The following is a 15566-nucleotide window of genomic DNA, read 5'->3' as shown; positions in this document are numbered from 1 at the left end:
CGTCGCGACGGGAACGTCTCCTCCCCGGCCGATGTGGTCGATGGGAGCAGGTAGTCGGCGTCCTCGGCCGCGGCGTACCGCCGCCTCCCCACCCGGCGGCGTCTTGCCTACCGGCTCCACCCCCGCCTCCGTGCGGATGCGGTCGAGGAGGGCGGCCAGGGTCGTCGGGTCCGGGTGGGTGGCCAGGTATCAGGTGGCCCCCGTGCAGTACGCGTTCCTCATCGCAGCCGCAGGTCCGGGCGGCGATGGGCTTCAACGAGGTCCGGCCACGGCCCCGAGCGGGAGCGCCGCCCGCGACCGGTCCCGCGTCAGTTGTTGTGAGTGGTGCGGCGTCGACGCATCAGGTACACGGCCGCGGCGCCACCGAGGATGAGCGCCCCGCCCACGCCAGCGATGACGGGTGTGGCGGAGTTGCCGCCGGTCTCAGCGAGGTTCAAGCCGTCGTCGCCGGTCTGGGTGTTGGGCTGATTGCCCGGGACGACAGAGCTCTCGGCGCCCTCGGCACTCTTCGAGCCGGCGGACTCGGTAGAGGACTGGCCGTCTGACGAGCCGCCCTCCGCCCTCCCACTGCCGGATCCGTCACCGCTCGCACCGCTACCGTCCGCACCGTTACGGTCCGAACCGTCATGGTCGGCGCCGGCGACGCCCGGCATCGCGCAGGTGGCCTCGGCGAGCACGATCTCTCCGGATGCCTTCACCACGCCCAGCTTGGCCGGAGTCACTGTGTACTTCAGCCGAAGCGCGGTGGCGGCCCCCGTACCGTCCGTCGTGGTCGCATTCTCCAGGACGAGGTCGACGGTGCCGACGCCCGGCACCTCGACGTGCTGATCACCGGGCCCGTTCACGGGGACGGGCTTGCCGAGGACGGTCACGTTGTCCGCCAGCGCGGCCTTCGCGGTCGGCTTCTTGCCCGTCTCGCAGGAGGCCGTGGCCTTCAGAAGGTCGGCGGCCAGCAGCGGGATGTCGGGCAGGCCGGGTGCGTAGGCCTGTACGCCGACGAGTTTGGCGTGGCCCACCGACCGGTGCCCGTCCGCCTTGACGCTGGAATGCGCGACCTTGGCCTTGACCAGCGTGGTGGGCTGCCCCTTGTTCACACCGTTCACCGCGGCGGTGAGCAGCGTCTGCTGCGCGTCCCCGGGCGCGCTCAGATCGTGGAGCGACTTCTTCACCGGAACGTCGCCGACACCCTCCACGGAGACCTTGAGGTCGGCGCGCGCCGCGACGGCGGCCGCCTTGCCGGTGGAGCCGGAGTGTTCGCCGGCGGGTACCGCATAGGCCGGGCCGGCGGCCAGTGCGCCGCCGATCGCCAGAGCCGAAACGCTCAAGAGAGCGGCTGGGCGTGCGGGCATGCTGAAGACATTCCTGTACAACTGAGAAACTCCCACAAAGACATGGAGCCGTCGGCGCTACGGTGCTCGCAGCAGCATGTCGGCCGACGGCCTCGACCCGCAGATCATGGCCCCCCGGATGCCGATCGTGCGACAATCCGATCAGGGATCACCCCGACGTGCGGTTTCCTCACCCACTCCTTGCCTACCGCGCAACTTCTGGGCCTGCTAACTCGTTACCGTCAACCGGCCCTGGCCCCTAGGGCCTGTTGTGAAAGTGCTGGTTACAGCCATTCGTTGATGGCTGCGACCAGCACGGTCGCTTCGAACCGGACGGCGAGTTTGTCGTAACGAGTGGCGACGGCCCGGTGGCGCTTGAGGCGGTTGATCCCGCACTCGACCGCATGCCGCTGCTTGTAGTCGTCCTTGTCGAACTTCGGCGGCCGCCCACCGCGCGATCCGCGCTTGAGGCGGTTGCGGACACGGTCCGCCGGGACCGGGATGGTGGCCTTGATTCCGCGTCTGCGCAGGTAGGACCGGTTTCCGCGGGAGTCGTACGCCTTGTCGGCCCGGACCCGGTCCGGGCGCTTGCGCGGCCTGCCCAGCCCCAGCCTCGGGACCCCGATGGCTTCCAGGACCGCTTCAAACTGCGGGGAATCGCCCCGCTGCCCAGCCGTGATCACGACGGACAAGGGCTTTTGCCCCTGCTCGACCGCGAGGTGGAATTTTGCTGGTCAGTCCGCCGCGTGACCGTCCGAGGCCGTGGTCCGACGGCTCGGCGAAGACGCCGCCGGGCGGTTCCTTCTGGAGGTCCCCCTTTTCGCCGCTCCGGCGGCGTGCCGGTGGGCCCGGCACACGGTGGAGTCGACGTTCACGTCCCAGGTGATGAGGCCCTTGGCGTCCGCCTCGGCCTGCAGCTGGGTGAGGATCCGCGCCCACGTGCCGTCCCGCTGCCAGCGCCGGAACAGGTCATAGACCCGGTCCCACGGCCCATAGCGTTCCGGCACATCGCGCCAGGGGGCACCGGTCCGGGTCCGCCACCGTATGCCGTCTACGAGCTGCCGCCGCGTCCACACCTGCGGGCGCCCCGGCTTGATACCCCGCGGCAGCAGAGGCTCAAGCCTGGCCCACTGGCCGTTCGTCAGATCCCCACGTCCCACAGGAAGTGATCATCAACGAACAAGATCAACTCTCGCAACAGACCCTAAGCGCCGTTTTCTGCATGGGCAGTTGGTCGACCGCGTCGTCAGGGACCGCCGTCACCTCGGAACCTTCGGCCTCGCCCTCGGCGACGGCGAACGACCACACGTCCCCACCCTCAGGTCCGCACGCGGGTCGCGCCGCAGGTGCTTAACCTTGATGCCGTCGGGCGTGGTCGAAAGCCGCAAACACTCGGGCTTCAGCCGCGTCCTCTGGGCAGCCGAAGCCGCGGGCGCGAGCAGGAGCAGACCCGCCACGGGGGACTGAACGGGCCTGCCCCTGCACGTCGGTGCCCGCTTGCCCCCTCCACGGAGCGCAGGCACCCAGACCCCGCAGGGGGATCACTCTCCTCAGCGCGCCAGACGATCAGAACGTCAGGTTGTGGCTCGCTCAGGTCAGCCGCGGGGTGTCCGTGCCCGGCATACCCGCGGGGCGCCCCGGCAACAGCCACGCGGCGTCCCGGGCTGCGGTCGGGACCGGGAACTCGCAGGATGCGGTTATGGTGCGTGCGCTGATCATCGTTGAAGAACCGCTGCCTGGGGGAGGCCGCCCAGTGATCGCGCATTGCCCAGAGGCCGAGCGGTGCATCGGCGTGGCCCGCTCGGACGACGACCTGGTGGCGTTTCTGCACGAGGCCGGGCTGCCCCATGACGAACTGGATGATCCCTTGTGGGTGGAGTGGCGCGGAGTCGGCCCTCACCAGTGGGATGGCTACCACGGGTGAGCGACCAAGCCGCGCGAGAGGGGGTTAGTCCAGGTCGGTGGTGCCGACGGCGGCGCGGGGCCTGTTGCGTGCCCAGCGTGTGAGGTCGCCGACGCGGTAGAGGGCCGGGAAAGGTTCGACCCACCGCCTTGCGCCGCATCATTCTGCGCTTTTGCTGCCTGCTCAGCCGCGGACGATGTTCTGCGCCTGCGGCCCCTTCTGCCCCTGGCCGATGTCGAACGTCACATGCTCACCCTCGGTCAGCTCGCGGTACCCGCTGCCCTTGATCTCGGAGTAGTGCGCGAAGACATCCGGACCCCCGCCGTCCTGCTGGATGAAGCCGAAGCCCTTCTCGGAGTTGAACCACTTCACGGTGCCGCTGGCCATACCGTCGATCCTTCGTTCATGCCTGGGAACAGCCCTTCAAGACGGGGCGTGCTCCGGCTCCTGCAACCGCACGAGCCTGAAGCCGTTGTACCCCTGACCGCCCTGCTTATCCGACCGACGACACACCCCAGGCCAAGCCCACGCGCGGGAGTACCTGCTGCTTCTGGTCCTTCTCCTGCTGCCTCGCCCGGTGGGCAGTATCGGCACTGCGCCGGGATGCAGAGCCTTGCCGAGCGCCTGAAACCGCCGCAGCAGTCAGTCGTCCACGAGGTGCTCGGGGAGCGCTGGCCTTCGTGATTGGGCGCGCCGCTGCTGGATCTGGAACACGCCCTGGACGTCGCGGAGAGCCCGGCGACGCGGCTGTCCACGCTGTGCGGATGCGCTCACGAACCCACGCCCATCCTGCGCGGCTTCGACCATGGCGCCGACTCCTCAAGCGACGACTCCCCGCGGCCGAACTGCCCGTGCCCGACCACGCCGACGAGGTCACCACTCAGATCGACGACCAGCGCAAGCTGGCGGCGACCCTTCGGGCACTCGGCGCGTTGCGCAGACAGGAGCGCGAGGTCGTCGCGCTCTGCCTGGGGGAAGGGCTCGACTACGAGGCTGCGGCGAAGGCGCTGGGGATCCCCGTGGGCACCGTCGCGTCCCGGCTCTCCCGGGCCCGCAGGAAGCTCCGCTCCCTCACAGAGGTCGAGCTCGCACAGCACGGCGGTGCCGCGACAGCAGGCCGGCACGTGACGAGCGGCCCCGTCCGGCCTGCGCAGCGGACCCGAAGCGTGGGGGGATCCGAAAAAGTTCGGAGCAGGCGGGAAGCGGGGGTGGCCGGCCGACAGATACCAGGTGACCACATCAACAGCGTCCGGCCCGCACAGGAAGGAAACCGATGAGCGCGAACACGCCCCGGCAGAGCCCGGGCGCTCGGGAGGAAGCCGTCGCACGGTTGCTGTCCCACACTGCGCGTGACCTGCCGACGGGCCGCCACGAGTATCACAAGGAGCGTTTGATGGCACGCATCGAGCAGGCACAGCGCACGCCCGAGTCGTCCCCCGGCACCCCCGGCATCCCGAAGGTGCGCAGGCTCCGGCTGCCCCGTCCGGCTGTCGCACTGCCCGCCCTGGCCGCCGCCGTGGCCGCTGCGGTCATCGCCGGAACGGCGATGACCGGCGGCGGGAACGGGAACGGCCCTGTCATCGCCACCGGGCCGGCCCTGACCACACAGATCGGCGCCACAAGCCCGCGCGGAGTCACCCAGCTGCTCGACCAGGCCTCCCTTGCCGCGGCACAGGACAACCACCCGGTTCTCAAGCCGGGCCAGTACATCTACATCGAGTCCGAGACGGCCGACACGTTCGTGAAGACCGTGGGCGACAAGAGCAGCCTCGCCAGCCACGAGCTGCACAAGCGCCAGGTGTGGTCCTCGGCCGACGGGACCAGGGGCTGGCTGATCGACCCCGCCGTCAACAACAGTCCGGAAGGGGAAACCCTCAGCCTTCCCGACGAGCAGGGCAACACCCCCGTCGTCGGCCTCAACCACCCGTCCTACGAATACCTGGCCAAGCTGCCCACCGACCCCGATGCCCTCCTGGCCAAGATCTACAAAGAGACCGAGGGACACGGCAACTCCCCGGACCAGGAGGCCTTCACGACGATCGGCGACCTGCTGGGCGAGAGCTACCCGCCACCCGCCCTGACCAAGGCCCTGTTCAAGGCCGCCGCGAAGATCCCCGGCGTCGTCACCGTCGATGACGCCGTCGACGCGATCGGCCGGCGCGGCGTGGCGGTCGCCCGGCTGGACGACAAGAGCGGCCAGCGCGAGGAATGGATCTTCGAGAGAGACACCCACGTTTTCCTCGGCAAGCGCACCGTCCAGGTGAGCAAGGCCGGCGGCCCCGAGGCAATCATCAAGCCCGGCACCGTCTTGTTCACCAGCGCCGTCACCCAGCGGACCATCGTCGACGCCATCAAGCAGGTCCCGGTCCAGGTCAGCTGACACACTCTCAGAGCCTCGCTGCCGCCGCCGCAGCGCCGTCCCACGGCCGAGGAAGCCTGCCAGGCGTGCTCCGCCGCCCTCACCGACCATGCGGTCGGTGAGGGCGGCGGAGCAGCGGGCGGGTGGTGCCTTACAGGGCGTGGAGCTGGGTGAGGAGCTGGAGGGTGTCGGAGTTCAGCCAGTACTCCACGAACTTGCCGTCCTTGATGCGCAGGGTGTCGGTGCCGCTGAAGGTGACGGTCGTGCCGGGCTGGGCCTTGGCGCCGGGGAAGCCGCCGACGTAGGTGCCGGTGGCCGTCCAGCGCACGGACGCCTGGTGTCCGGCGATCAAGGGACCGATCTGCAGTGAGAAGCGCAGGTCGGGGAAGGCGGCGCGGGTCTGGGCGATCCAGGCCACCAGGCCGTCCGCGCCTCGGATGCTGCTGCCGTCCCCTCCGTCCAAGAGGGCGGCGTGGACCTTGAAGTCCGGCGAGATGATGCCCGCCGCCTGGGTGAAGTCGCCGTTCCAGAGGCGAAGCCACGCATCGAGCATCGCCTTGGGTCCCTTGGCGGGGGCCTGGTGCCTGTGTGCCGTGACTGCATGTTCGGCTGTGGTGGCGGACGAGGTGGGTGCGGCAGCCGTCGTTGCGCTGACGGCCAGGGCGGCCATGGCGGCAGGGAAGAGGAGGCGTATCCGGTGGCGTGCGGTGGTGGTCATGATGGCTCTCGCATGTCTGGTCAGTGGGACGAGGTCAGTCGGTGCAGGTGGTGCCGGGAGCGGGCAGCGCGCGGGTGGTGAGGTAGCGGTTCGTGGCGCCGCGCACGCACTGCGAGAGCAGGAACATGCTGTAGTCGTCGCCTTCACGGCTGAGGACGACGCTGCCGGGCAGCTGAGCCGCCATGGCGAAACCCGCGCTGTGCGGAGCGAGAGCCTGATGGGTCGACTGCAGGACGAGCGCGGGCGGCGCCCCGTGTACAGGGGCGCCGGCCGCCACGGGGTGGGCGGGGACGGGCCAGCCGAGGCAGCCGGTGAGCGCGGTCCATGAGCGCACGGCACCACCCAGGTGCGGGGAGATCCGCGCCAGGTCCTTGCGCAACCGGGTGAGCTGGTCGAACGTGGTCACCGGGCGCGCGGTGTCCAGGCAGGCGGGGACCTGGACCTGGACGGGGTCGAGGGTGTCGTCGGGTTCGTAGGTGAAGTCGGTGGCGTCGTCGGCCTGGGCCTTGACCACGGCCCGGGCGAGGGCGGGCCAGGTGACGCCGGAGAGGGTCAGGTAGTCCTGGGTGGCGCTGCGGATGTCCTCGCCGGTCAGTGGTCGGCCGCCGCCGGCGGTGGGGATCGGGCTGCGGTCGGCGCGTGCGACGAGGGTGTCGTACTCGGCTGCGGCGTCCTTGCCGTGCAGGGCGCAGTCCGTCGAGGTGGCGCACCATGTGGTGAAGCGGCGGAACGCCTCTTCCGCTGTGGCTGCTTCCCTGCGGATTCGCTCGGCGGGCGCGATGGTGTCGTCCAGCGCCGTGTCGAGGACCATGGTGCGCAGTCGGCCGGGGTAGAGGTCGGCGTAGGTACGCCCGAGCAGCGTGCTGTAGTGGATGCCGTACCAGTTGAGCTGCATCTCGCCGAGACCGGTTCTCACGGCTTCGAAGTCCCGCGCGGTGCTGGTCAGGTCGACGTGGGCGACCAGGGGGCCGTTGCGGCGCAGGCAGTCCTTCGCGAAGGCGCGGTTGTGGGCCACGAGCCTGTCGAACTGCGCCTGGTTGCGCGGGAAGTGGCTGACGCCGGCGGGCTTGAGGGGCGTGGTGCAGCGGATCGGCGTGCTGTGGCCCACTCCGCGCGGGTCGACGGCGACCAGGTCGAAGTTCCGGCTCATGTCGCCGGCGAACGACGGGAAGCCGATCCGCATCGCCAGCCGGAGCTGTTCGATCGACGACCCGCCCGCGCCGTCGTTGAGCAGCAGGGTGCCCTGGCGACGGGCCTGGTCGTCGGCGGGGCGGCGGACCAGGGCGAGGGTGAGGCTGCCGGAGCGGGGGTGGGTGTAGTCGACCGGGACCCGCAGCGTGCCGCACTGCATGCCCTCGAACTCCGCGTCGGAGCAGGCGCTCCAGCTGATCCGGCTCGCGGGGGTGGTCGGCTGGGTGCGAGCGGGGGCGGCGACCGCCGGGGTGGCGAGGGTGGCCGTGGCGACGACGGCGGCGGTGAAGGCGCGCCGGGCATACGTGTGGAGTCTGGACATGGCGGGGATCTCCTGAACGTCTTCGCGCCGTGACGGCGCAGAGGAAGTGCGGGGACGGTGAGGCGGGTGTTCGCCGGTTTCTGCGTGGCGGTCAGGCGTGCAGGACGATCTTTCCGGCGACGGTGCCGGACTCGGCCAGCCGCATCGCCTCGGCGGCCTGGGTCAGGGGCAGCTCGGCGGCGATCTGGGCGGTGATCTCACCGCGCCTCAGCGTTTCGAACACCTCGGTGAGGTCGGCGCGCAGCCGGGCCTGGAAGCGGCTGCGGCTCAGGGCGCGGCCGGCCCAGACGTTGAAGAAGTAGGCGCGGCGGCGGTTGGGCAGGGCGTTCCACAGCCACACCCGGCCCAGCAGCTTGAGGACGGGCCACTGCTTGGAGCCCTCGTCGTCGCGGGTGGAGGCGCTGCCGTAGGAGACGAGCGTGCCGCCGGGCGCGAGCAGGTTCCAGGAGTCGACGATGCTGCGGCCGCCGACGTGGTCGAAGACGGCGTCCACGCCGAGCGGGGCGAGTTCACGGACGCGGGCGGGGATGTTTTCGGTGCGGTAGTCGATGGGGGTCACTCCTCGTTCCCGTAGGGCTGCGTGGTGGCGCGCGGAGGCGGTGCCGATCACCTTCGCCCCGGCGGCCTGGGCGAGCTGGACCAGGACGGAGCCGACTCCCCCGTTGGCGCCGTGCACCAGGACGGTCTGCCCTGCGCGGACGCGGGCCTTGCGGTGCAGCATCTGCCAGGCGGTGATGCCGTTGATCACCACGGTCTCCGCCTCCGCCGCGCCGATCCCGTCAGGGACCGGCACCACGTCGGCGGCGTCGACGACCACGTGGCTGGCCCAACCGCCGACCTTCAGCAGCGCGGCCACCCGGGTGCCGACGAGACCGGGACCGACACTTTCGCCGGCCGTCACAACGGTGCCGACCAGGTCGTAGCCGGGGACGAACGGGAAGGGCGGCTGGTCGTAGTAACGACCGCGGCGCATCTGCTGCTCGGCGAACGAGACACCGGTGGCTTCCATACGGACGACGACCTGGCCCGGACCGGCGGTCGGAACGGCCCCCTGGCGCACCTGCAGGCCCTCCGGCTCGACCTTGCCCGGCAGCACGACCTCGATCATTTCTCCGGCGTTCATGACGACCTCCCTCGACTCTCACGAGCACGGTTAGTGCTTGGCGCTTTCGTTAGAAGTTATAACTCTCTATCGGAGTGACAGTCAAGAGCGTTCGTAATAGGCTCTAACTCCGAGGCGGTGGGCAGAGCAGCTCCGCCCGGCTCCCAGGAGCCGGCGCCCAGATGAGTGAAGGGACGAGCACGTGACCGTCGCGGGCAAGGAGACACCACGCGAGCGCTACCGGGCCCAGCTGCGGGCCGAGATCAAGGAGCGCGCCTGGGAGCAGATCGCCGCCGCCGGGGCGCCGGGGCTGTCCCTGAACGCCATCGCCAAGCAGATGGGCATGAGCGGCCCCGCGCTCTACCGGTACTTCGCCAGCCGCGACGAGCTGATCACTGAACTGATCCGCGACGCCTACCGCAGCCTCGCCGACACCGTCAGCGCCGCCGCCGCGTCGGGTGCGGACCTGGCCGGACTGGGACGCGCGCTGCGCACATGGGCACTGGACGACCCCCAGCGCTACTTCCTCATCTACGGCACACCCGTCCCCGGCTACAGCGCACCCGACGACGTCACCGCGATCGCCTCAGAGATCATGGGCGCTCTCCTCGACGCCGCCCAGCCGGCCGGCACAGCCGCGGACACCCCGGACGCCGGCCACCCCGACACCCCCCTGGAAGCCCACCTCGCCGAACACCGGCAGTGGGCCGCCGACCACCCCGCACCGCCAGCCGCCCTGCGCCGCGCCCTGCGCTTCTGGACCCGCCTGCACGGCATCCTCTCCCTGGAACTGGCAGGCCACTTCACCGGCATGGGCCTCGACCCGGCCCAGCTGTACGAAAACGAACTACGCCATCTGACCCCGTAAGCGGCTTGCTCGCTCTCCCGATTCTTCGGGTGCTCGCAGAACTCTCCAGGTGATCCAGGATGGTCAGCTGGTACCGGGGGACATGCGCGACAACTTCGAGGACTACCGCTTGGAGGAGAGCCGGGCCCGGGGCTGCGGCGATGACCCCGTAGCGCTGCCAGTGACGCTGTTCCTGCTCCCGCACCCGGCGGGTCTGGTCTCCTCCGAGCAGGCGTCCTGAAGCCGTGTGGTGATTCCGCGCGATTCCACGACGTCGTAACCGGCCCATGGCTCGTCTTCGCCCTGAGCGGCTGGGCACGGCCCGGCAGGATGCCCTGGAGCGACACGGTCAGGCGTTCCTGGAGGCCGGCTCGCCTGACCGTGACCCCGACGGTTCCCGCAGCAGGATCAGGCGGACCGCGTAGACCGGCGCAATTGGCGCGTTCAGGTCGGCGATCGCGTGACGTCGCAGGTCTGGCGCCGCCTTTCGTCACCGAGCACGTCGGCCACTCGCATGCCGCGACCACGGCGATCGGACAGCGACCGGCGTTGGCCGCCGCGCCCTGAAACAAACCGTTCACCCACTGCACGTATCCTTGTCGATCTTTGAAGGACGGGCAGGGGTGCTCGTCCGCGCCTGCCACCACCTCGGCCGACGGGCTCACGCAGGTGCCGGGCGGGCGCGGTGGGGAGGGTGACATGGAGCTGACCAGTACCGGTGGGGTGCGCGGCGGCGGTGGCCGGTTAGGCAGTCGGCTCGGGGCGGCGCGGGACCGGGCGTTCGTGGGACGGGCGGCCGAGACGGCGCTGTTCCGCGCCATGCTGGCCGGAGAACCGGACGCCGCGCCGGTGCTCTTCGTGCACGGCCCCGGCGGGATCGGGAAGTCAACCCTGCTGCGCCGGTTCGCCCGAGAGGCGGCCGCGTCGGGACGGCCGGTCTTCCAGGTGGACGCCCGGACGACCGCCCCGACACCCGAGGCCTTCCAGCGGGCCACTGCCGATGTGCTCGACGTGCCGGACGCCGTCCTGCTCGTCGACACGTTCGAGATGTGCCAAGGGCTGGAAGGCTGGTTGTGGGAGCGGTTCTTGCCCGGACTGCCGCAAGGGGCGGTCGCCGTGCTGGCCGGCCGTACACCCCCGGACTCCCGGTGGACCGCGGACTCGGGCTGGGCGGATCACCTCGCGCTGGTACGTTTGGAGGCGCTGTCGTGGGACGACGCCGTGACGTTCCTGAACCGGCAGGGTGTTCCGGCACACGTGCAAGGCGATGTATGGGACTTCACGGGCGGCAACCCGCTGGCTCTTTCCCTGGCGGCGGCCGGGACGGTGGAACCCGAGCCCGGCCGCAGGCGGCGGCCGGGGAACGGTGCAGGGCTCCAGACGAACCAGGGGCAGCGGGGTGGGACCCGGGGTCGGCGACCGCTCGCGCACCCGCTGGAAACCGGACCAGGACGTGATTGCGGTCCTGCTCTCGCGCCTCACCGGCAATCCGCCCTCCCCGCTGCACCGGCAGGCCCTGGAGGTGTGTGCGCACGCGTACGTGACCAGCGAGGACCTGATTCGCGCGATGTTCGGGGAGCAGGCACCGGAGCTGTTCGCCTGGCTGCGCCGTACGTGGAGACGGCCGCCACCGGAGTGTTCCCTCACGACGTGGTGCGGGAGGCCTTGGAGGCGGACCTGCGCTGGCGTGATCCCGAAGGGTTCGTCGCCCTGCACAAGCGCATGCACGACCACCTGCTGGACCGGCTTCGCCGGGGCCCCGCCCACCTGCTCATGGACGCCGTTGCCGCACTCATGTACATGTACCGTACCGACGGTCACATGCCGGAAGTGCACGAATGGCAGGCGCCCGGGCTGGTGCAGGAGTACCCGTACACACCGGGCGCCGAGGCAGACGTCCTGGACCTCACCGCCCGTGCCGAAGGTCCCGAGTCCGCCGAGATCGCCCGCCGGTGGCTGGAGTTGCAGCCCGCCGCGTTCCGCCTGCACCGCTCCACCCGTACCGGACGCACCGTCTCCTTCACCGCCACCCTGTGGCTGGGCGCCGACGAGGAGGGGACCGGTTCCTCCTTCGACCCGGTGCTCGCCGCCGTCTGGAGGTACGCCCGCTGGCACGGCCCCGTACGGGACGGCGAGCGGATCGCGGTGACCCGGTACCTCGTCCACCCCGACCGCTACCACCGCCCCTCGGCTCCCATGACCCTCGCCCACTGGCGGGCCATGGGAGAGGTGTGGCGGGGCGCCGACCGCCTCTCCCACCACATCGCGGTGTACCGGGACGACGGTTACTGGAACAGCCACATGACCCACTACGCCACACCGCCCGTCGCGGATCCCGTCCGTGTCGGGGCGCACGCGTACCGGCTCTTCGCGCGGGACTACCGCACCGAACCGCTCGCGGCCTACCTCGCCGCCAACACCGACGCCATGCTGGCCGACGGCGCGCCCCGCGCCACCGCGCTGAGCCCGCGGGGCGCGAGCGGCGAAGGGGCCGGACAGGCCGTTCTGTCCCGGGACGCGTTCGGCGCCGCGGTACGGGACGCCCTGCGTTCCCTCGGCTCACCGAACGAACTGCGGTGCAATCCGCTGGCACGCAGCCGTGTGGCCGTGGCCCACGGCGGTGACCTGGCCCGTCTCCTGCGGGACGCGGCGCAGCGGCTGCCGGCCGAGCGGGGCGGTGAACGGCGTCTCCGTGCGTTCACCGCCGCCTACGGCGACCGGCCTGCCGCACAGCAGGCCGCGGCCGCCCGGCTCGGTCTTCCGTTCAGCACCTACCGCCGCCACCTTAAGGAGGCGGTGGACCGGATCACCGACCTGTTGTGGGAGCAGGAGCTGACCGGGCCGGTGGTGACCGGGGACGGGGAGTGACCTACTGCCAGTTCCACACCCACTGGTACTTGGCGGCGTTGTCGACGGCGCCGGGCGCGACCAGGCCGAGCGATCCGTCGGCCCAGCCGACGAGCACCTTGCCCGGATCGGCGCGGTTGACGATGCCGACCTTGGTGCCGGGAAGTCGTTCCCACAGCTGGCCCGGGTCGGTGGTGTTGCACTTCGACAGGTACAGCCGGGTGCCGTTGGTGTCCAGGCACGAGTCGCTCTGGTAGCCGTTGCGCAGCCAGCCGTCCGTGCTCAGGTGCCACGAGTTGAAATTGGTGACCTTGCAGGTGACCTGTGTGACCGGTTTGGTCCCGGCGATGGCCGTGTTGATGCCCAGACATGCGTTCGTGTACGGGTTCTGCAGGGTGACCCAGGCGCCGGACTCCGCCTGTGCCTGCGGGGCGAGGCCCAGGGTCAGGGCGGCACCGGCCGCCAGGGCGCCGAGAGCGCGGGCCGCAGGCCGGGTGGCGCGGGGGCGGATGCGTGTGTTCATCGGCATCAGCAGAACTTCCCGGGCCGGAAGCTGCGGAGTTCGTCGTTCCAGATGGAGCCCATGTTGGAGATCGAGCCTCCCGGCGGGACGGATTCGAAGCAGGCCTGGAAGTCCTCCACCACATAGAGGGACACCCAGTTGTCGGTGCGGTTCCAGTACGACGAGGCCCGGCCGCTCATGTCGCCGAGGTCGGGTCGGGGTTTGCTGGAATATGCGAAGAGTCCCTCGTAATTGGTGTGCTGCCAGATGCAGAACTCCTTGTCCGGACACTGGCTGTAATGCGCGGCGGCCGGCGTACCGGTGACGGCCGTCAGGGCGAACGCCGCGCCCAGGGTGAGGACACCGGCGACCAGGGACCGGAGCCCCGCCCGCGTCTTCTTCGTCTTGTTCATGGCGGTCACAGGTCCCTTCAGCACCATTTGCCGACGGCGAACGAGGTCATGCGGTCGTTGAACTCAGGATCGACAGCCGCGTCCGAACCACCCGGCGGGATGGCGAACAGACAGCCCCGGTACCCCGAGTCGTAGTAGATGCTGATCCAGTCACCGGTCCGGTTCCAGTACGACGTCATCGAGTCGTTCATCTGCCGGCCGACGTTGGACACGTTCTCGCCTGCGGGTGAGACGAGGTACTGGCCGCCGTAGCTGGAGTGCTGCCAGGCGCAGAAAGAGTTCGGCAGGCAGTCGCTGCTCGCGGCGACGGCCGGCTGCACGCCCAGAGCGGCGACGGCGACGGTAGCCAGGGCGGCCGCCGCGGCGGTGGAGAGTGGTCTGAAGAGACGAGGGCCGCGCATAGTGGTGTGACTCCTTCCCGGCCCGGGGCGTTCGGTCTCCCGGGCTCCTGGAAGAGATCATGTCCGCGGCGGCTGCTCATCCGGCAGCCCGTTCACTGCTCACTGGTGCTCAGTCCTGACCACCCGCGCCGATCCGGACGCGTCGGCGCTGCTGCTCCAGGCCGTGCAAGGTCTTGCGCAGGGGTGGGAGCCCCCTCATATCGGGAGCTGGCTGCCGAGAAGCCGAACGCCCGTTGTGACCGCGTCTCCGGGCCGCGCCCGAGACGCGGGCAGCACATCGGCACCCTCGCCATACACGGCACCCACGATGATGTCGAGCACTACGAAGCCGACCTCGCCGACACCCTCGACCAGCTCATGCGCCGCGTGACCACCGGTCACGCCACCAAGGCGGAACAAGCTCTCGTCGCCCGCGCCACCACAGCGCCGATCCCCGCCGCCCGACATCCGCAACACGACACCGACGACCCCACCACCGGCGAGTCGGCGCAGCACGGCGAGGACGACAGCATCGACGATCTCGACGACGCGCCCGACGGCGACTTCAGCCCCGCCCCTGCCACCGGATTCGGGCTCTACGACGCACACGAGGAAGCCGACAGATGGTGAACCCGAACCCGCAGAGTGCGGGCAGCACACCAGTCGGCGCCGGCGACAGTGATGCGGCCGAGCCGTCCTGGCCCCTGACCACCTGGCAGGGCTGGCAGCGCTTCGCCACCACCGACCCGCCCGCCCCGCCCCAGCCCGACGACCCGCCCCGCAGCACCGAAGAACGCCTGGCCTACCACTCCGCCTTCGTCACCATCCGCACCCCCGCCATCAGCCAGCTCGCCACCCAGGTCCGCACCCTGATGATCCTCGGCCGCCACCAGCAGACCACCGCACGGCCCTCCCTCATCGTCACCGGACCCGCCGCAGCCGGGAAACCCACCGCCTTGCTGAACGTCGGCCGCACCTGCCACCTCGCCCACACCCGCAAAAACCCGCCCCCGCCCGGCTCAGCCCGCCCCGCTGCACCCGTGGCGTACGTCCTGGTCCCGCCCGGCGCCACCGCGAAAACCCTCATCACATCGACGAGATCCACCGCCTCAACCCCCGCACCACCACCGGCGCCCAAGCCGCCGACCTGCTCAAAGACCTCACCGAACGCCTGGCCGCCACCTTCGTCTACGCCGGCATCAACGTCACCGACACCCCCCTCTTCAGCGGGACACGGGGCGCTCAACTCGCCGGACGCGCCACCCTCATCACCTGCGGCCCCCTCCCCGCCCGCCACGGCACCCGCCAACCCTTCCGCGACGTCATCACCGACATCGAAAACGCCCTCGACCTCCACCACCACAAACCCGGCACCCTCCCCCGCCACGCTGCTTACCTCCACCAGCGCACCGCCGGCGGCATCGGATCCCTCACCCGCCTCATCCGCCAAACAGCCATCACCGCCATCCACGACGGCACCGAACGCATCACAAAAGCTGCCCTCGACGCGGTACAACTCGACCACCTCGCCGAACAACACAGGCGCCCCACCCGCAGCCGCTAACCCCGCCCACCGACCAGGAAAAACAGCCCTGACCAGCACAAACACCAACCGAGCCATTACACGCTGGCGAAACCCACAACGAGCCCGGTC

General features: G+C 70.4%; 15 protein-coding genes and 3 pseudogenes. 8 read left to right on the top strand and 10 right to left on the bottom strand.

Annotated elements, in window-relative coordinates:
• Positions 1 to 308: 308 nt before the first annotated feature.
• From ACIBL4_RS38205 to ACIBL4_RS38195, 3 genes and pseudogenes are all read right to left on the bottom strand, one after another.
• Complete coding sequence (locus tag ACIBL4_RS38205; RefSeq protein WP_399416402.1) at positions 309 to 1349, bottom strand: SCO1860 family LAETG-anchored protein; 1041 nt, start codon at positions 1347 to 1349, stop codon at positions 309 to 311.
• Between the two features lie 263 nt (positions 1350 to 1612).
• Positions 1613 to 2488: pseudogene (locus ACIBL4_RS38200) on the bottom strand (IS5 family transposase).
• 76 nt (positions 2489 to 2564) lie between these two features.
• Positions 2565 to 2716, bottom strand: a pseudogene (locus ACIBL4_RS38195) (PPOX class F420-dependent oxidoreductase); the annotation flags it as partial.
• Positions 2717 to 3027: 311 nt separating this feature from the next.
• Between ACIBL4_RS38195 and ACIBL4_RS38190 the strand changes: the two are divergent.
• Positions 3028 to 3252, top strand: a complete 225-nt coding sequence (locus ACIBL4_RS38190; protein ID WP_399416401.1) for a hypothetical protein — start codon at positions 3028 to 3030, stop codon at positions 3250 to 3252.
• 162 nt (positions 3253 to 3414) lie between these two features.
• On the opposite strand, the gene ACIBL4_RS38185 is transcribed toward ACIBL4_RS38190, so the two are convergent.
• Positions 3415 to 3618, bottom strand: coding sequence for a cold-shock protein (locus tag ACIBL4_RS38185; RefSeq protein ID WP_399416400.1), 204 nt, complete (start codon positions 3616 to 3618; stop codon positions 3415 to 3417).
• A 377-nt stretch (positions 3619 to 3995) separates the two neighbouring features.
• On the opposite strand from ACIBL4_RS38185, the gene ACIBL4_RS38180 reads away from it, so the two are divergent.
• Together ACIBL4_RS38180 and ACIBL4_RS38175 are read left to right on the top strand one after the other, a co-directional pair.
• Positions 3996 to 4508: an RNA polymerase sigma factor gene (locus ACIBL4_RS38180; protein WP_399416399.1), complete on the top strand. Its 513-nt coding sequence runs from the start codon at positions 3996 to 3998 to the stop codon at positions 4506 to 4508.
• Positions 4505 to 5611, top strand: coding sequence for a CU044_5270 family protein (locus ACIBL4_RS38175; protein ID WP_399416398.1), 1107 nt, complete (start codon positions 4505 to 4507; stop codon positions 5609 to 5611). Before ACIBL4_RS38180 ends, ACIBL4_RS38175 begins: the two co-directional genes overlap by 4 nt.
• A gap of 130 nt (positions 5612 to 5741) precedes the next feature.
• On the opposite strand, the gene ACIBL4_RS38170 is transcribed toward ACIBL4_RS38175, so the two are convergent.
• The 3 genes from ACIBL4_RS38170 to ACIBL4_RS38160 all read right to left on the bottom strand — a co-directional run bounded on the left by ACIBL4_RS38170 (position 5742) and on the right by ACIBL4_RS38160 (position 8944).
• Positions 5742 to 6308 (bottom strand): ester cyclase, encoded by a 567-nt coding sequence (locus ACIBL4_RS38170; RefSeq protein ID WP_399416397.1) that lies wholly within the window; start codon positions 6306 to 6308, stop codon positions 5742 to 5744.
• A gap of 34 nt (positions 6309 to 6342) precedes the next feature.
• A complete protein-coding gene (locus ACIBL4_RS38165) occupies positions 6343 to 7821 on the bottom strand; it encodes an alpha/beta fold hydrolase (RefSeq protein WP_399416396.1) in 1479 nt (492 codons plus the stop codon).
• Between the two features lie 91 nt (positions 7822 to 7912).
• Positions 7913 to 8944, bottom strand: a complete 1032-nt coding sequence (locus tag ACIBL4_RS38160) for a medium chain dehydrogenase/reductase family protein (protein ID WP_399416395.1) — start codon at positions 8942 to 8944, stop codon at positions 7913 to 7915.
• A gap of 181 nt (positions 8945 to 9125) precedes the next feature.
• On the opposite strand from ACIBL4_RS38160, the gene ACIBL4_RS38155 reads away from it, so the two are divergent.
• From ACIBL4_RS38155 to ACIBL4_RS38145, 3 genes are all read left to right on the top strand, one after another.
• On the top strand, positions 9126 to 9791 hold the full coding sequence (locus tag ACIBL4_RS38155; protein WP_399416394.1) for a TetR/AcrR family transcriptional regulator: 666 nt from the start codon (positions 9126 to 9128) through the stop codon (positions 9789 to 9791).
• Positions 9792 to 9840: 49 nt separating this feature from the next.
• A complete protein-coding gene (locus ACIBL4_RS38150) occupies positions 9841 to 10011 on the top strand; it encodes a hypothetical protein (RefSeq protein ID WP_399416393.1) in 171 nt (56 codons plus the stop codon).
• 458 nt (positions 10012 to 10469) lie between these two features.
• Positions 10470 to 12638 carry an AAA family ATPase gene (locus tag ACIBL4_RS38145; RefSeq protein WP_399416392.1) on the top strand — a complete coding sequence of 723 codons (2169 nt, stop codon included), beginning with the start codon at positions 10470 to 10472 and terminating at the stop codon, positions 12636 to 12638.
• 1 nt (position 12639) lies between these two features.
• Here ACIBL4_RS38145 and ACIBL4_RS38140 read toward each other — a convergent pair whose 3' ends face one another.
• Genes ACIBL4_RS38140 through ACIBL4_RS38130 form a run of 3 tightly spaced genes read right to left on the bottom strand, consistent with a single transcriptional unit; the run spans position 12640 to position 13933 of the window.
• On the bottom strand, positions 12640 to 13140 hold the full coding sequence (locus ACIBL4_RS38140; protein WP_399416391.1) for a ricin-type beta-trefoil lectin domain protein: 501 nt from the start codon (positions 13138 to 13140) through the stop codon (positions 12640 to 12642).
• Between the two features lie 5 nt (positions 13141 to 13145).
• Entirely contained in the window at positions 13146 to 13532 is a 387-nt protein-coding gene (locus ACIBL4_RS38135) for a peptidase inhibitor family I36 protein (protein WP_399416390.1), read from the bottom strand.
• Positions 13533 to 13549: 17 nt separating this feature from the next.
• Positions 13550 to 13933, bottom strand: coding sequence for a peptidase inhibitor family I36 protein (locus tag ACIBL4_RS38130; protein WP_399416389.1), 384 nt, complete (start codon positions 13931 to 13933; stop codon positions 13550 to 13552).
• Between the two features lie 183 nt (positions 13934 to 14116).
• On the opposite strand from ACIBL4_RS38130, the gene ACIBL4_RS38125 reads away from it, so the two are divergent.
• Both ACIBL4_RS38125 and ACIBL4_RS38120 read left to right on the top strand, forming a co-directional pair.
• Positions 14117 to 14542, top strand: coding sequence for a hypothetical protein (locus ACIBL4_RS38125; protein WP_399416387.1), 426 nt, complete (start codon positions 14117 to 14119; stop codon positions 14540 to 14542).
• A 74-nt stretch (positions 14543 to 14616) separates the two neighbouring features.
• A pseudogene (locus tag ACIBL4_RS38120) lies at positions 14617 to 15476 on the top strand (ATP/GTP-binding protein).
• Positions 15477 to 15566: the final 90 nt, after the last annotated feature.

The sequence above is a fragment of the Streptomyces sp. NPDC050416 genome (assembly GCF_044458845.1).
In the GTDB taxonomy this organism is placed as follows: domain Bacteria; phylum Actinomycetota; class Actinomycetes; order Streptomycetales; family Streptomycetaceae; genus Streptomyces.
The sequence above is the reverse complement of the archived record's forward strand: the minus strand, read 5'-3'. Positions and strand labels throughout refer to the sequence as shown.

Coding starts and splice junctions, on each gene's coding strand:
- ACIBL4_RS38190 (WP_399416401.1), top strand. CDS start 3,028: ATGGTGCGTGCGCTGATCATCGTTGAAGAACCGCTGCCTGGGGGAGGC.
- ACIBL4_RS38205 (WP_399416402.1), bottom strand. CDS start 1,349: ATGCCCGCACGCCCAGCCGCTCTCTTGAGCGTTTCGGCTCTGGCGATC.
- ACIBL4_RS38180 (WP_399416399.1), top strand. CDS start 3,996: ATGCGCTCACGAACCCACGCCCATCCTGCGCGGCTTCGACCATGGCGC.
- ACIBL4_RS38165 (WP_399416396.1), bottom strand. CDS start 7,821: ATGTCCAGACTCCACACGTATGCCCGGCGCGCCTTCACCGCCGCCGTC.
- ACIBL4_RS38175 (WP_399416398.1), top strand. CDS start 4,505: ATGAGCGCGAACACGCCCCGGCAGAGCCCGGGCGCTCGGGAGGAAGCC.
- ACIBL4_RS38160 (WP_399416395.1), bottom strand. CDS start 8,944: ATGAACGCCGGAGAAATGATCGAGGTCGTGCTGCCGGGCAAGGTCGAG.
- ACIBL4_RS38185 (WP_399416400.1), bottom strand. CDS start 3,618: ATGGCCAGCGGCACCGTGAAGTGGTTCAACTCCGAGAAGGGCTTCGGC.
- ACIBL4_RS38170 (WP_399416397.1), bottom strand. CDS start 6,308: ATGACCACCACCGCACGCCACCGGATACGCCTCCTCTTCCCTGCCGCC.
- ACIBL4_RS38140 (WP_399416391.1), bottom strand. CDS start 13,140: ATGAACACACGCATCCGCCCCCGCGCCACCCGGCCTGCGGCCCGCGCT.
- ACIBL4_RS38135 (WP_399416390.1), bottom strand. CDS start 13,532: ATGAACAAGACGAAGAAGACGCGGGCGGGGCTCCGGTCCCTGGTCGCC.
- ACIBL4_RS38145 (WP_399416392.1), top strand. CDS start 10,470: ATGGAGCTGACCAGTACCGGTGGGGTGCGCGGCGGCGGTGGCCGGTTA.
- ACIBL4_RS38130 (WP_399416389.1), bottom strand. CDS start 13,933: ATGCGCGGCCCTCGTCTCTTCAGACCACTCTCCACCGCCGCGGCGGCC.